At 68.3% G+C, this 13,763-nt stretch carries 12 protein-coding genes; 2 read left to right on the top strand and 10 right to left on the bottom strand.

Going from position 1 to position 13,763, the window contains the following annotated elements:
* Positions 1-138: 138 nt before the first annotated feature.
* The 3 genes from FAB82_RS08970 to FAB82_RS08955 all read right to left on the bottom strand — a co-directional run bounded on the left by FAB82_RS08970 (position 139) and on the right by FAB82_RS08955 (position 3,868).
* Positions 139-525 (bottom strand): DoxX family protein, encoded by a 387-nt coding sequence (locus FAB82_RS08970; protein ID WP_136534206.1) that lies wholly within the window; start codon positions 523-525, stop codon positions 139-141.
* A gap of 185 nt (positions 526-710) precedes the next feature.
* Positions 711-986, bottom strand: a complete 276-nt coding sequence (locus FAB82_RS08960; protein ID WP_136534205.1) for a type II toxin-antitoxin system Phd/YefM family antitoxin — start codon at positions 984-986, stop codon at positions 711-713.
* A gap of 53 nt (positions 987-1,039) precedes the next feature.
* Complete coding sequence (locus FAB82_RS08955; RefSeq protein WP_168801504.1) at positions 1,040-3,868, bottom strand: helix-turn-helix transcriptional regulator; 2,829 nt, start codon at positions 3,866-3,868, stop codon at positions 1,040-1,042.
* Positions 3,869-4,059: 191 nt separating this feature from the next.
* On the opposite strand from FAB82_RS08955, the gene FAB82_RS08950 reads away from it, so the two are divergent.
* A complete protein-coding gene (locus tag FAB82_RS08950) occupies positions 4,060-4,650 on the top strand; it encodes a hypothetical protein (protein ID WP_136534203.1) in 591 nt (196 codons plus the stop codon).
* A gap of 214 nt (positions 4,651-4,864) precedes the next feature.
* Here FAB82_RS08950 and FAB82_RS08945 read toward each other — a convergent pair whose 3' ends face one another.
* The 6 genes from FAB82_RS08945 to FAB82_RS08920 form a co-directional block, all read right to left on the bottom strand.
* The gene (locus FAB82_RS08945; protein ID WP_136534202.1) at positions 4,865-5,761 is read right to left on the bottom strand and encodes a hydroxymethylglutaryl-CoA lyase; all 897 of its coding nucleotides are present in this window, start codon (positions 5,759-5,761) and stop codon (positions 4,865-4,867) included.
* Positions 5,762-6,007: 246 nt separating this feature from the next.
* Positions 6,008-6,604, bottom strand: coding sequence for a TetR/AcrR family transcriptional regulator (locus FAB82_RS08940; protein ID WP_246039535.1), 597 nt, complete (start codon positions 6,602-6,604; stop codon positions 6,008-6,010).
* Positions 6,605-6,699: 95 nt separating this feature from the next.
* The gene (locus FAB82_RS08935; RefSeq protein ID WP_136534201.1) at positions 6,700-7,884 is read right to left on the bottom strand and encodes a mechanosensitive ion channel family protein; all 1,185 of its coding nucleotides are present in this window, start codon (positions 7,882-7,884) and stop codon (positions 6,700-6,702) included.
* Positions 7,885-8,116: 232 nt separating this feature from the next.
* Positions 8,117-8,908: a mechanosensitive ion channel family protein gene (locus tag FAB82_RS08930; RefSeq protein ID WP_136534200.1), complete on the bottom strand. Its 792-nt coding sequence runs from the start codon at positions 8,906-8,908 to the stop codon at positions 8,117-8,119.
* Between the two features lie 80 nt (positions 8,909-8,988).
* Positions 8,989-9,564: a dCTP deaminase gene (gene dcd, locus FAB82_RS08925; protein WP_136534199.1), complete on the bottom strand. Its 576-nt coding sequence runs from the start codon at positions 9,562-9,564 to the stop codon at positions 8,989-8,991.
* Between the two features lie 4 nt (positions 9,565-9,568).
* Positions 9,569-11,707, bottom strand: a complete 2,139-nt coding sequence (locus FAB82_RS08920) for a hypothetical protein (protein ID WP_136534198.1) — start codon at positions 11,705-11,707, stop codon at positions 9,569-9,571.
* 98 nt (positions 11,708-11,805) lie between these two features.
* Here FAB82_RS08920 and FAB82_RS08915 point away from each other — a divergent pair, with 98 nt between their 5' ends.
* On the top strand, positions 11,806-12,498 hold the full coding sequence (locus FAB82_RS08915) for a glycosyltransferase family 2 protein (RefSeq protein ID WP_136534197.1): 693 nt from the start codon (positions 11,806-11,808) through the stop codon (positions 12,496-12,498).
* Positions 12,499-12,502: 4 nt separating this feature from the next.
* On the opposite strand, the gene FAB82_RS08910 is transcribed toward FAB82_RS08915, so the two are convergent.
* The gene (locus FAB82_RS08910; RefSeq protein WP_136534196.1) at positions 12,503-13,348 is read right to left on the bottom strand and encodes a hypothetical protein; all 846 of its coding nucleotides are present in this window, start codon (positions 13,346-13,348) and stop codon (positions 12,503-12,505) included.
* Between the last annotated feature and the right edge of the window lie 415 nt (positions 13,349-13,763).

Below are 13,763 nucleotides of genomic sequence, written 5' to 3'. Positions count from 1 at the left end.
CCCCGTCCCCGTCCCCGTCCCCGTCCCCGTCCCCGTCCCCGATTCAATGATGCGTGTCGGACCCGGTACGTATCGTTGAATTGGGGGTCTCCATTGGGGACAAACCCGCATCAGTCGGGAGTGTCCAGGCGTCCCGGCTCAGCCGCCGAACGGCTCGATGGCGAAGCGTCCCACCGCCACGAACACGGCCAGAAGGAAATACAACACGTCGCCCGCGGCCGTCTTCCGTTCGCCACGGCGCAGCCGCATGATCGTCGCCCCCGCGAACAGCAGCGCCACACACACGGCGGTCACCGGCACCATGACCGGCAGGATGTCGAGCACGGCCGGCAGGATCAGGCCGATGACGGCCAGGAATTCAAGCGCCGCAATGGCCCACAGGGCACCGGGGCTGAAGTCCATGACCCATTCGGCGGCGCTGCCACCGGCCTTGACCATCTTCTCCCTGGGCACGAACGCCTTGGAGGTGCTGACGAGCAGTGCGGCGGCCAGCAGCCCGGTCACGATCCACAGCGCGATATTCATGGCGGTCTCCAAAACTTCATAGCGGAAGGGCTCTTCACCGCTATGACGAAATACGCCGCAGAAACCTGACACCTGGACGGAGCTCGGCCATAGTAATCGCGGTGAGTTCCGGAATGTCCGGGGGACGCGCAGGGTCGATGTTGCCGAGGTCGAAGTACACGCGGGTGCCGAGAACGCCGCTGGGATCAGGTACCGGCCCTCTCCCAGGGGTCGTCGTCCCCCAGGCGGTTCTCTCCGAAGAACTCGTCGATATCCCTTCGCATCTCCGCATAGTCGACCCGGGGGAGCTTCCGGCAGGCCTCCAACAGCTCCTGTTTGGTGACCTTTCGCCGAGTGACATGAGGAGTCACGTCCGCGATCTCCACGCCGTTTCTGGTGATCACGTAGCTCTCGCCGTTCTCCACTGACGTCATGATGGCGACGAAATTATTGCGAAACTCGCGCTGGGTCATCGTCTCCATGCCAGATTCGTAACACAGAGAGGCACCAATGGCTACAAAGTTCGATGGCGTGTCTAGAGGTCGAGCTTGGCCAGTTCCGTCCGCGACGACACTCCAAGTTTCGGGTAGGCGTTGTACAGGTGATAGCCGACCGTCCGAGGGCTGACGAACAACTGCTCGCCGATCTGGCGGTTGGTCAGGCCGTCGGCGGCCAGGCGGACCACCTGGAGTTCCTGCGGGGTCAGCCGCTCGGCCAGGTCCGGGCCGGTCTGGATCGCGGTGGAGTCGCCGGCGGCGCGCAGTTCCCCTTGGGCCCGTTCGGTCCACGGGACCGCGCCGAGTCGCTCGAAGACCTCGGTGGCCTCGCGCAGGTGCGCGCGGGCCTCATTGATACGGCGCTCCCGCCGCAGCCACTCACCGTAGACCAGTTCGGTCCGGGCCCGCTCGAACGGGTCGATGTCGTCGGCGTGATGCAGCTCGACGGCCCGCGCGAAGTGCGCTCCAGCCTGGGCGTCGGTGGCCAGCAGGCCCCGGCACCGCTCCACGAGGGCTTCCCAGTAGGGACGGCCGGTCGCGTCGGCCCAGTCGGCGAACCAGCCGAACGCCTCCTTGACCTCGCCGGCGCGTCCGGACCGGAAAGCGGCCTCGACCAGCGTCGGCACCTGCGTCAGCACCTCCATCGGGGTCGCCCCCTCGACCAGGCGGTGCAGCCGGTCGAACGCGGCCTCGTAGTGGCCGAGCCCCAAGTCCAGCAAGCCCAGTGACGTATCGGCCGGGATCACCGAGTCCTCGGGGGCGTCCTCGATCGCGGCGGCAATCAATTCCCGGCACCGCCGCTCCTCGCCGCGGATCGCCGCGATCGGCAGCAGCACCCACACCCGGCCCTGCATGAGCGCCCGGCGGTCGTCGGTCTCGGCGGCCAGTTCGATCGCGCTCGTCGCGGCCGCCTGCGCGTCCGCATACCGGCCATAGTGGAGTTGCGCTTCGGCCTGCACCAGCAGCGCCTGAATCAGCGGGCTCGTCGCTCCGGCCTCGCGGCAGTCGCGGACCTTCTCGCTCGCCGCCGCGTGCGCGGCCGGGACGTCCCCGGCTAGCAGCCGCCAGCGCGCGGCCAGGACATGGTCGAATCGGTGGAAGTCATCGTGGAGCGGCTGGTAGTAGTCGTACAGACTGCGCAACGCGTCGACTGCCTCGCCCGCGCTCACCCACGGGCGGCGGTTCAGCCCGGCCGCGGCCCGCGCCAGGCGCTTGGCCCAGGTGTTGTTGGAACCGCCGAAGCGCGTCGCCAGCTCGTTCGCGTACTCGACCTTGGTGAAATCACCGGTCTCCCAGGCGTTCCACACGCCGCGCAGCAGCGGGTAGCCGGTGTTCTCATTGCCGTTGACCGCGTAGTGCTCGGCCGATTCCATCCACACCTCGAACGCGCCCAGGTCCCCGGCCCACGACAGGATCGTCGCCCGGATGAGCGCGGTGCGGGCCAGCAGGACGTGGTTGTCGGTGAGGCGCTCGGCCGACTCGGCCAGTTCCAGCGCTTTCTCGACCAACCCTGCGGCGTAAGCGGTCTGTGAGGCCTCGACCAGGCGGCGGGCCCGCTCGCAAGGGTCGGGCGTGAAGGAGGCGGCGCGCTCCATGGCGGCCATCTCGGCCACGCAGCCGCCCCTTTCGGCCTCATAGGACGCAATCGATTCCAGTGCGGCGGCGGCCTTCTCGTCCAGGCCGGTGGTGGCGGCGGCCAGGTGACGGGCGTGGCGGATGTCGCCGTTGCCGAACGCCTCGGACAGGGCCCGGTGGGCGTCGATTCGGCGGGTTCGCGGCGACGAGTGGTAAGCGGCCGAACGGATCAGCGGGTGCACGAACTCGATTCGGCCCTGGTGGTATCGGACCAGGTCGTCGATCTCGGCCGGCTCCAGGTCGGACAGGCACGCCCCGAGCTTCTCGGCGGCCTCGGCGATCACGGCGGTCTCACCGGTCTCCTCGGCCGCCGCGACCAGCAGCATCGTCCGCGTGCAGTCGGGCAGGGCGATCAGGCGCTCGGTGAACGCCTGCTTGATGCGGGAGGTGGTGGAGTAGCGGCTGTTCGAGGTGGTGGGGGGTTGCAGCGGGTCCTCGTGGTCGGCGACCGGCAGTTCCAAGAGCGCCAAGGGATTGCCCTCGGCCAGGCGCAGCAGCCAGTCGCGGCCGGAATACGGCACCGCATCGGTGCGGGTGTCCAGGATGGCTTGGGAGGCTTGGAGGTCGAGCGGCCCCAACGTCAGTTCGGGGATGCCCGGGGCGGGGAAGTCGGGGGCGAAGCCGTCCCTCACTACCAGGACCATCGCGATCGACTCGGTCGCCAGACGCCGCGCGGCGAACAGCAGCGCATCGGTGGAGTCGCGGTCGAGCCAGTGCGCGTCATCGATCACCACGTACACCGGCTGCTTCGCGGAGGCGTCGACCAGCAGGTTCAGCACCGCCAGTCCCACTTGGAGACGCTGCGGCTTCGCCGTCCCGTCGCCGAGGCCCAGCGCGGTGCGCAGCGATTCCGCCTGCACTTCAGGAAGATTGTCGATCCGGTCCAGCAGCGGGTGCAGCAGCATCTGGAGCCCCGCGTAGGACCAGGTGTGCTCGGCCTCGACACCCAGCGTCCGCAGGACCGTGAAGCCCTCGGCCCGCTCGATCACCGCGTCGACGATCGCGGACTTGCCGATGCCCGGCTCGCCGCGCACGACCGTGGCCCCGCCGTGGCCGACGCGCGCGCCATCGAGCAGCGCCTGGATCGAATCGAGCTCGGCGTCGCGCCCGTACAGCACGGGGCGGGGCGGGTGCGTCGGCGATTCGGGGTACGACAGGGAGACGGCGGCATCGCGGCCCACCTGGACGACTGGCTTAGAGGCCTTGCGCGCGGGGCTGGCGATCGACTTCACGGCGGCTCCATCCTCAAAATGACCAGGGGCTCCCCCAAGGGTAGCCACGGGATATGACCGGGTGCATCTGTCAAACGACTGGGGTATACCGGGGCGGTCCCGACCTGGTCGGGCGACCGGGTCGAACCCAGTCACTCACACCAGTCGTTTGACCTACGCCCGCATGCGGAAAGCCCCATAACTTTGCTGCCATGACCACAACGACCGACTCCCACCGGACCCAGCGCCCCACCGCCGCACTGCGGTGGGCGCCGGTCCTCTCGGCGACGTACGCGCAGGCCACCGCCTTCGCGGCGACCGCCGCGACCGCATTCCTCGTCACCGACATCGCCGCGAACTTCGGTATCCCGAGCGCCGCCAGGCTGTGGCCCTTGGGGGCCTTCGCACTCGGCCTCGTCGTCGCGGCGAACGCGTCCCGACGCGTCGGGGCCCTCGCCCGGACCCGATATACCGGCTCGGCTTCCCTCGCGGCCCTGACCCTCTCCGCGGTAGCGCTCGCCCTGGCCCCGAACTTCGGCTTCGCACTTGGCGCCGCTTTGGCACTCGGCGCCGCTTCGGGCCTGGTCATCGCGATAGCCGGACGGGTCGTCATCGCCGCCGAGGTCGGCGACGGGACGGGTTCGACGGTGCTGTCTGCGCTGGCGGTCCTCGCCGGGCTCACGGCGGGCACGCTCAGCCTGTTCGCCCTGCCCGCCTTCGGGTGGCGCGGGGTGCTGGGCCTGCTCGTCGTGGCCTCGGCCCTGGCGGCGTGGAAGTTCGCCGAGCACACGCCGCACGAGTAGAAGAGACGACCGGGTTTACGGAGGTTCACCCGGTGCCGGTCACCGAAATGTTCCTGTGGCGGTGACCGGAGGCAGGACCCTGGCGAAGTTCGAGACGCCGGGGTCCTGCTCCATTTCCATTCGTGGGATCCGAGCTCCAAGGCCGAGCGACCCGGATTCGGGTTTCGCTGCGTCGACGTCCGCCGGCCGGCGCGCATCGGCCAGGACTCGAGTGTTACTTCAGCGGGGTCCGCGGCCCGGCGCGGAGCACTCCGGATTCGAGTTCGCGGCCGACGATGTCCTGCGCGAGGGCGGCGACGCCGATGAGGGCGGCGAGGTCGACACCAGTGTCGATGCCCATGTCGTGCAGCATGTGCACGACCTCTTCGGTGGCGACATTGCCCGAGGCTCCCGGGGCGAAGGGGCAGCCGCCGAGGCCCCCGACGCTCGCGTCGAACTCGGTGACGCCGCGGTCGAGAGCGGTGAGCAGGTTCGCCAGCGCGGCACCGCGGGTGTTGTGGAAGTGCATGAGCAGCGGCAGCTCGGTGTCGACGGCGTCGAGCAGTTCGTTGACACGCCGGGGCGTGGCCATGCCGGTGGTGTCGCCGAAGGCGATGCGGTCGATGCCGGCTTCGGTTGCGGCGTCGACGATTTCGGCGACCGCGCCGGGGGCGATGTCGCCTTCGAAGGGGCAGCCGAAGCTGGTGGCGATGATGGCCTCGACGCCGGCGAGGTTGTCGCGGGCGAGGGCGCAGATGTCGGGGAATTCGGCGAGGGAGTCGGCGACGGAGCGGCCGACGTTGGCCTGGTTGTGGCTCTCGGAGGCGGAGATGACGACCTCGACGGCGGTGAATCCGGCGTCGATGGCGCGCTGGACGCCCTTGAGGTTGGGGGCGAGGGCGGAGTAGCGGATGCCGGGGTGCTTCTCCACGGCCGCCCAGACCTCGGCGGCGTCGGCCATCTGGGGCACGGCCTTGGGGTTGACGAAGCTGACGGCTTCGATGCGGGACAGTCCGGTGCGCGAGAGCGCGTCGATGAGGCGGATTTTGTCCTGTGTCGATACGGGAGGTTCGTTCTGGAGGCCGTCGCGCGGGGCGACCTCGCGCAGTGAGACCCGGTCCGGCTGGTGCATCTTCGCCTCCTCACGGCCCATGCTATCCCGCGGTCCCGGCATGCGGGACGGCTCGCCGGGCAAGACCCGGGAGCGTCACGGAGGGTCTCCGCAAATCGGGCGCCTGGGGACCCCCATTTCAACAGTCGCGCGGGGGTGTGACAGTCCTTCGACCGTCTCGAAGATTCGGAGTGTCCGGGCGTTTGCCTTCAAAACGGGCACACTGACGACCCCCCAATTTCAAACGTACGCGGGTGGACCGACAGGTCAGCCGGGGTCGAGGGCTCGCAGGGCTGCCGATCGCAGCAGGCCCGCGGTCTCGGTGGTGCTGACTTCCTGGCCGAGAGCGAGGTAGGGCGTGGAGTTCATCAGGCCGAAGGCGCCGTGGGCGAGCACGCGCGCCTGCTCCGCACCCAGGCCCGGGCGCAGCTCGCACAGCACGCGCACCCATTCCTCCACGTAGACGCGCTGGAGCTTGCGCACCTCGCGACGCGGCTCCTCAGGGAGCCGATCGAGCTCGTGGAGGTGGAGGATGACGATCTCGGGCGAGTCGATGGTGACTTCGAGGTGGAAGTCGACAAGCGCTTCAAGCGCGGACTGCGGGTCCCCCGCGTGAAGCGAGGCGTAGTGGCGCCCTCCCGCCAGCAGGCGCTCGGATACGGGGATGAGGGCGTCGGCGAGCATCTGCTCCTTGCCGCCCTTGAAGTGGTGGTAGAGCGCGGGGCCGGTGATGGAGGCGGCGGCGCCGATGTCGTCCATCGATACACCGTGGTAGCCGTGCTTCGCAAGGAGTTTGACGGCCACGTCGAGGATTTCACGGCGGCGCTTGGAGCCGCCCCGGCTATCGACAACATTCAGACTCACCTCCGGAAGGCTACTCCTGGGTACCGCCCTTGGCAGGGAGCAAAAACCCCCAAATTCGCTTGGCGGGCCAACGCTCGGGGGTGTTTACGAACCGCCTAGGCCGGGTCGGGGCGGCGCTGCTGGAACGGGGTCTCGTTCAGCAGTGCCCGGATCTCGGTGTCGCCGATCGGGCCGCTTCCGGTCTCCTCGGCGCCGAACGTGCCGCTGCGTACGTCCATGACCGATTGGTAGCTGTTGACGCGCATCCGGGGGATGCAGTGCGGCCGGTCGTCGACGATCCAGCGGATCATGTGCTCGCGGACGGCGCAGCGCAGGTCCCACTGGCTCGACGGGTCGGGCGCCGAGACGACCAAGCGGATCTGCATGTACGGGCCGCTGGCGTCCGTCACGACGATCTCGGCGCGGCGCCCGTCCCACTGCGGGTGGCTCTCGAGGTACCGGTTCAGTTCGGTGCGGGCCTCATCGACCGGCAGTCGCCAGTCGACGTCCATGTAGATCGTGCCGAGCACCTTCGGATTGTCACGCGTCCAGTTGACGTAGGCGTGGTCGTTGAAGTACTGGGTGGGCAGGATGAGGCGCCGCTCGTCCCAGATCCGAACCACCACGTACGACAGCGTGATCTCCTCGATGCGGCCCCACTCGCCCTCGATGACGACGACATCCTCCAGGCGCAGCGCGTCGCCGAAGGCCAGGGCCATGCCCGCGAACAGGTTCGACAGCATCGTCTGGGCGGCCAGCGAGGCGACGACGGCGGCGACGCCGGCCGCGCCGAGCATGGTGGTGCCGAATGCCCGCAGTTCGGGGATGTTGAACAGCACCAGGCCGACCGCGACCATCCACACCCCGGCCGAGATGAGCCGGTAGAGGACTATCACCTGTGTGCGCCGCTTGCGTCCATCCACATCACTCTGCTGAAGTGAACCCCAACGCTCCTGGATCGGATCCTTGGCGACGCTGAGCAGGTTCGAAATGAGCCACGCACCGCTGGCGGCGGTCCCGAACAGCAGCGCCTGGCTGAGATTGGCGTTCCAGCCCTCGGGCCCGCCGTCCAAATTGCCGCCCCAGCCGGGGACTTCCTTCTGGACCAGCAGGAGCAGCTGCACGCCGCCGGTCGCGGCCATGAACTGCGCCGGGCGCAGGGCCTTGCCGATCACCCGCGACGACCGCTCCGAAGCGTGGCGCATCAGCAGCCACTTGACCAGCAACCGGGTGAGACTGACGACGAGGGCGCCGGCGAACGCCACAGCCAGGATTGCCACCCAGGGGTCGATATGCATCATGCGCTCAAGATTATCGACGGTCGTGAGGAATCCGCATGCCGCAGTTGCGAACTGTCCCGTCACGACTGTGCCGCAACGTCATCGGCCGCGCTCCACCAGTGTGGAACGCGACCGACTGTCGAGCGGCGGTTGCAGTTTTCCATCGGTCGACCGATATTTGTCCTGGGTTTTCTATCGGTCGACCGATTTCCCTTCCACCGGACCTGGCGGGCCCGGCCAACCCACCGAGCGCCTACGGCTGCTCGGTCGGGTGCTCTTGGCGCCGCGTCGCCTCCGCCTGCAAATCCGCGTCGGCGCCGTAGCGATCCGAGGAGTACGTCTGCGACATCGACTCGGCGGTCGGGTCGGCGGACACGGCCTGGGTGTCCTTGAGCTTCGCGGCCTCGCCCTCGGCCGAGTGCAGCATTTTCTCCCAGCGCTGGCGCATCGGCCCGATGAGTCCGCCGCCGACGCCGACGATGATGACCCCGGCGATCGAGGCGAGCACCGTCCACAGGATCGGCGTGGTGATGGTGGTGGCGATTCCGGCCTGGCCGAGCGCGGCGACGGCGCCGACGAAGATGATCGCGGCCTGGATGACGCGGGCGACCGGTTTGCCGTAGTTGGTCTGTTCGAGCGTGCCGCTGACCAGTTCGTACACGGCGTTGGCGACCGCGAAGGCGACCACCACGATGACCAGCGCGATGAACAGCTGCGGCAGCCAGGCCACCAGCTGGTTCAGCAATGTCGAGACCGGATTGTTCCCGAAGGCGCCGAACGCCAGTTGCAGCGTGAACAACAGCAGTCCGAAGTAGACGAGCTTTCCCGCCAGATCGCTCAGTTCGTATTTGCCGGTGTATTGGCGCAGACCGGACTTCTCCCCGACCTTGTCGAGCCTGATCTTGTGCAGCAGTTTGCCGACGAGTTTGCCGATCCATTTCGCGACGAACCAGCCGATGACGAGGATCGCCAGGAAGGCGATGGCCCGCGGGATGAACGCGATGACGTCGTCCAGCATGCCCTGGAAACTCTCTGAGATGTTCATGTTCGGAGGGTATGACGGAATACGCGGCTATTCGGCCGTTCCCGCGATTCAGGCCCTACAAGCGTGTAAGTAGCTGCGGCCTACGTGGGCCAGGTGCGCCATTTCTGCCACGACTTGGACGGGGTGGGGCCGCGCTGGCCCTGGTAGCGGGAGGCGTTGACCTCGGAGCCGTACGGGTGCTCGGCGGGGCTGGTGAGGCGGAAGACGCACAGCTGCCCGATCTTCATGCCCGGCCACAGGGTGATGGGCAGGTTCGCGACGTTGGAGAGTTCCAGGGTGACGTGCCCCGAGAAGCCGGGGTCGATGAACCCGGCGGTGGAGTGGGTGAGCAGGCCCAGGCGGCCGAGGCTCGACTTGCCTTCGAGGCGGGCGGCGAGGTCGTCGGGGAGGGAGACGACTTCCAGCGTCGAGGCGAGCACGAATTCGCCGGGGTGGAGCACGAACGGCTCATCGCCCGCGACGTCGACGGGACTGGTCAGCTCGTCCTGTTGCAGGGACGGGTCGATGTGGGTGTACTTCTGGTTGTTGAAGACCCGGAAGCGGCGGTCCAGGCGCACGTCGACGCTGGAGGGCTGGACGAGTTCGGGCTCGAACGGGTCGAGTCCCAGACGTCCTTCCTTGACGGCGGTGGCGAGGTCGCGGTCGCTAAGCAGCATTGGGTCAGGCTAACGCCTCGTCCGGAGGGAGTGCGTAGCCCACGGTGCCGAGGTCGTGGAACTCCCATCCGTCCGGTGCCAGGGTCTCGCACTCGTCCAGGTCCTCGGCGCACACGATCGCGTCGACGGAGGCCGGGTCGGCTGCCTCGGTGCCGGGGATGACCGTCTGGAGGGCGACGATCTCGGTGCCCTCGGGGAGCAGGATCCACCACGGGTACTCCCAGGAGTCATTGCCCTGGACCAGGCCGACGGTGTCCGGGGAGGTCGCGGCGACGGCCGCGGCGGCCTGCTCGTACTGGGGCTGCCATTCGGGTCGGCGAATGAAGCGCTCCTCGGTGTCCGAGAGCGTGAACACCGACAGCGCGCCGGTCAGGCGGCGGGGATAGCCGTAGGCGACGGTGAGGATGCCGGCGACGGAGGCGAGGACGGTGAACGTGCCGATCAGGACCCAGGCGACGGCGGCGCGGCGGCGGGCGACGAGGGTCCGGGCGAGTGCCGCCGCGGCGATGCCGGCGGCGGGGGCGGCCAGGACGACCAGGAACATCACGAGCCGGTTGATCCACGGCTGCCAGGAGACGGTGCAGGCGACGCCGATGAAGGCCGCGGCGACGGCGACTGCGTAGGCGCGGCGCAGGCCGGGGCCCTTGGCGACGAAATATGTCAGACCCGCGAGGGACGCTAGACCGGTCAGCGGGAACGCGGCCCGGTCCTCATCGGGGTACCAGGCCGGAACGGGAAAGGTGGTGGTGCCGAACGTGATCGCGGGGTCGTTGACGTCGATCCCCATCAACGACGCCAGGCCGGCGATAGCGGCGGCGAACGCATTGGACAGCGGCGCGATCGGAGTGTCGAGCCCGGTCTGGGCGATGCGCAGTGCATTGACCAGGAGCAGGCGGGGATCGAAGGTGCTCACGCCGATCGACTCGCGCAGCATCTCCGGTCCGAGCGGTGAGCCGAAGGTGATCTGCATGCGCACCAGGAACGGTCCGACGATGAGCGCGGCGATGGCGAGCACCGCGAGCGAAGCGGCGACGGTCTTCACCCGGGACTCGCCGGCGCGGGAGATGTCGGTGCGCGAGCAGCGCTGCGGGCTGCGTCCGCACATGCAGGCCCGGCGGCGCCTGCCGTCACGGACGAGTCGTCCGATGCCCCAGATGAGCAGGAGCGGCGCGGCTGCGAGGAGCCCGGTGGTCTTGGTGACGGCGATGAGCCCGAGGGCCAGGCCGAGATAGAGCGCGTCCGAAGCGGGCGGCGGCGTCACATACGACGCGGGTGATTCGGTGTCGCCCAGCCCGATCCGCTCCCGAGGGCGAGTGAACTCGTCAAGCACGAGGGTCGCGAGGCAGGCCACCCAGGCCGCGGCCACGAGGTCGACCTGGGTGCTGGAGGCCTGGAGCAGGATCTCGGGGGTGGTGGCGACGACGAAGACGGTCGCGAGCTGTGCGATCGGGCCGCCGCCGAGCTGGGCGGTCAAACGCGAGGCGGCGATGGCGCAGCCGATGGCGGCGAAGAACTGCACGAGGTTGTAGGCCCCGTCGCCGCCGGAGAGCAGGTGCAGGTGGGCGAGGAGGTATTCGCTGCCGGGGCCGAGGTCGACCTGGCGGTGGATGCCGGTGGCGAACGCGTCGACCGAGCCGTTCTGGAGCCATCGGTCGATGCGGGGGAGGTGGTAGGTCTGGGAGTCGAAGTTATTGGGGGCCGAGGCGATCGCGAGGACCCCGGCGCTGATGAGGAGGATCGCGACGACGCAGGAGAGGCCCCACTGCCAGGCCGGGGCCGCCGCGGCGGCCGACTTCGTGCGCCGCCAGGTGCGACGGGTGGCGCCGCGTCTGCTCCGGAGCTCCTCGCGCAGCACCAATGCGGGGTGGACGCGCTCGGCGGGCGCCACGTCGCGGATGGAGCGGATGACGACGGCGGCGGCGGCGATGGCGATGGTGGCGAGCGTCCAGGCGATGGCGACGGCGACGGTGTTCAGGGTGTGCAGCGCTGAGGCGATCTCCACCACGGCGACGGCGTAGGCGCCCAGCGGGACGGCCGCGCGCACGACGGCCAGGCGCACGGGAGCGAGGACGGAGCCCTCGGCAGGGCGGAGGGCATAGGCGAGCGCGGGCAGAAGGACCAGGAGCCACAGGATGAGCAGCACCGCTCCATTGAACACGACGCCGTCGGCCGATCAGCCCTTGGCGTTCGCGCGTTATGGTTACGAGACCGTGTTTCGGACGTGTGGGATGGAGCTCCCCAATGCTGTTGTCGATTCTTGTCCCGGTGTACAACGAGGAGCGCCTCGCCGCCGGGACTCTCAAGGAGCTCCTCGGTGTGGACTTCCCCTGCGAGACCGAGATCGTGGCCGTGGACGACGGCTCCCGTGACCGCTCCTGGGAAGTACTGCGTTCCTTTGAGGACGAACCTCGTGTGACGCTGATCCGCCACGAACGCAACAAGGGCAAGGGCGCGGCGATCCGCACCGCGGCCAGGGAGGCCAGCGGGGACTACGTGGTGGTCTTCGACGCCGACGGCGAATACGAGGCCAGCGACCTGGCCCGGCTCCTCACCCCGATCCTGGACGGCAAGGCCGAGGTGGTCTACGGTTCGCGGACCTTCGGTTCGCATTCGGCGTACTCGTTCTGGTACGTCATGGGCAACAAGGGGATCACGCTCGCTGCGAACGTCCTGTTCAACTCGTACATTTCAGACCTGGAGACCTGCTACAAGCTCCTGCCGAGGCAGATGTACCTGGACCTGAACATCCGTTCGACGGGCTTCGGCATGGAGGCCGAATTGACCGCGAAGCTCCTCAAGAAGGGCATCCGCCCCTTCGAGGTCCCGATCTCCTACACCGCGCGCAGCCGCGAAGAGGGCAAGAAGATCACCTGGACCGACGGCGTCCACGCCATCTGGCTCCTCGGACGAGAACGCCTGCGCCGCAGCCGCTGAACGGCTACTGCTCCCAGACCCTGCGGGGCAGCGACCTGACGAAGCCCGCCAGGATCTCGGCTTGCGGTTGCAGCTCTTCGAGTTTCATCGGCTGCGCCTTCGCGAGGCGACACCAGTCCCCGTCGATGACCAGCAGCTGCTGCGGACCGAGTTCCAGGCGGCGCAGCCATTCCATGGTCTGGGGCATCAGCGCGTCGTAGCTGAAGCGGTCGTCGCTGGAGACGATGTAGTACTGCCGGTTGAAGTCCTGGTATTCGAGCGTGAGGTCCCGATACCCCAACTGGTTCGACGCGTGCCGCATGATGCGGCTGTTCGGGAGGATCCCCAGCGACGGCAGCGGCTGCGGGAGCCGGACCATGACGATCTGCCAGTACCGGTACTTGAAGGCGTTCCAGAAGTGGCTCTTCGACTCTCGGGTAACGGCGGATGCAACAGGGGTCCGCGTCTGCATCGCGGTCATCGGCATGCCCTGCACGGTCCAGTTCATGACGTGCTCAACCACGAGCCCCAGTGTCACGTCAGAGGTGCCGGGCCGGGCCGTCACCGCTCCGAAGGTGGCGTCCGGGGTGATGGTGAACGTAGAGCCGTCATCGGCCTTGACGGAGGTGGTCGGGACTGTCGAGAAGCCCCGCGGATGGATGCGGCGAGGCACGTTGAGCCAGCGCTGATCTCTTGCGGCATAGTCGATGCGGTGATGGTGCGCCCAGGACGCGGCCTGCTCATGGAGGGTCTTGAGGTAGGGCGCGTACAGGCGCGCGACCCGGGTCATGCCGAACAGCACGAAGAGAACGAACGCGAGCCCGAGCCCCCAGAGAGCGATCTGCCAGGGGGCGAGCTGGGGGAATTCCATGGGTGCGGGGTTTCCTTGTCGTAGAGGGGATGCCCCTACCGTTCTACCAGGCCGCCGCGAAGTCGACCGCGAGTTCCCCGCGCGCCTTGGCCATAGCGGTCAGGTCGGCCCCAAGTTCGGTCGACCAGTCGGGCTCGCCGCCGCCGGACCCGCCGAAGACGCCTGCACCGCAAGCGCTGAGCGGCTACTACTCCCAGACCCTGCGGGGCAGCGACCTACGAAGCCCGCCAATATCTCAGCTTATGACCATCAAGTGAAGAACCGTGCGCTCCTATGCCCACAAAGGTATCCACAGGCTGCCCACCTGCCGCAACGCCGTATCCGTCCGGAGTTATCCACAGGCGGGAAACTTTTGTTGGCGGCTTTGTGGTGTCCGTGATGTGCTTGTGTTTTTGACTCCTCTATGTCTGTCAAG

This window comes from Glycomyces buryatensis (assembly GCF_004912275.1).
GTDB classification, from domain to species: Bacteria; Actinomycetota; Actinomycetes; order Mycobacteriales; family Micromonosporaceae; genus Glycomyces; species Glycomyces buryatensis.
Note: the sequence above shows the minus strand (reverse complement) of the source record. Positions and strands in the feature narration are given on the sequence as shown.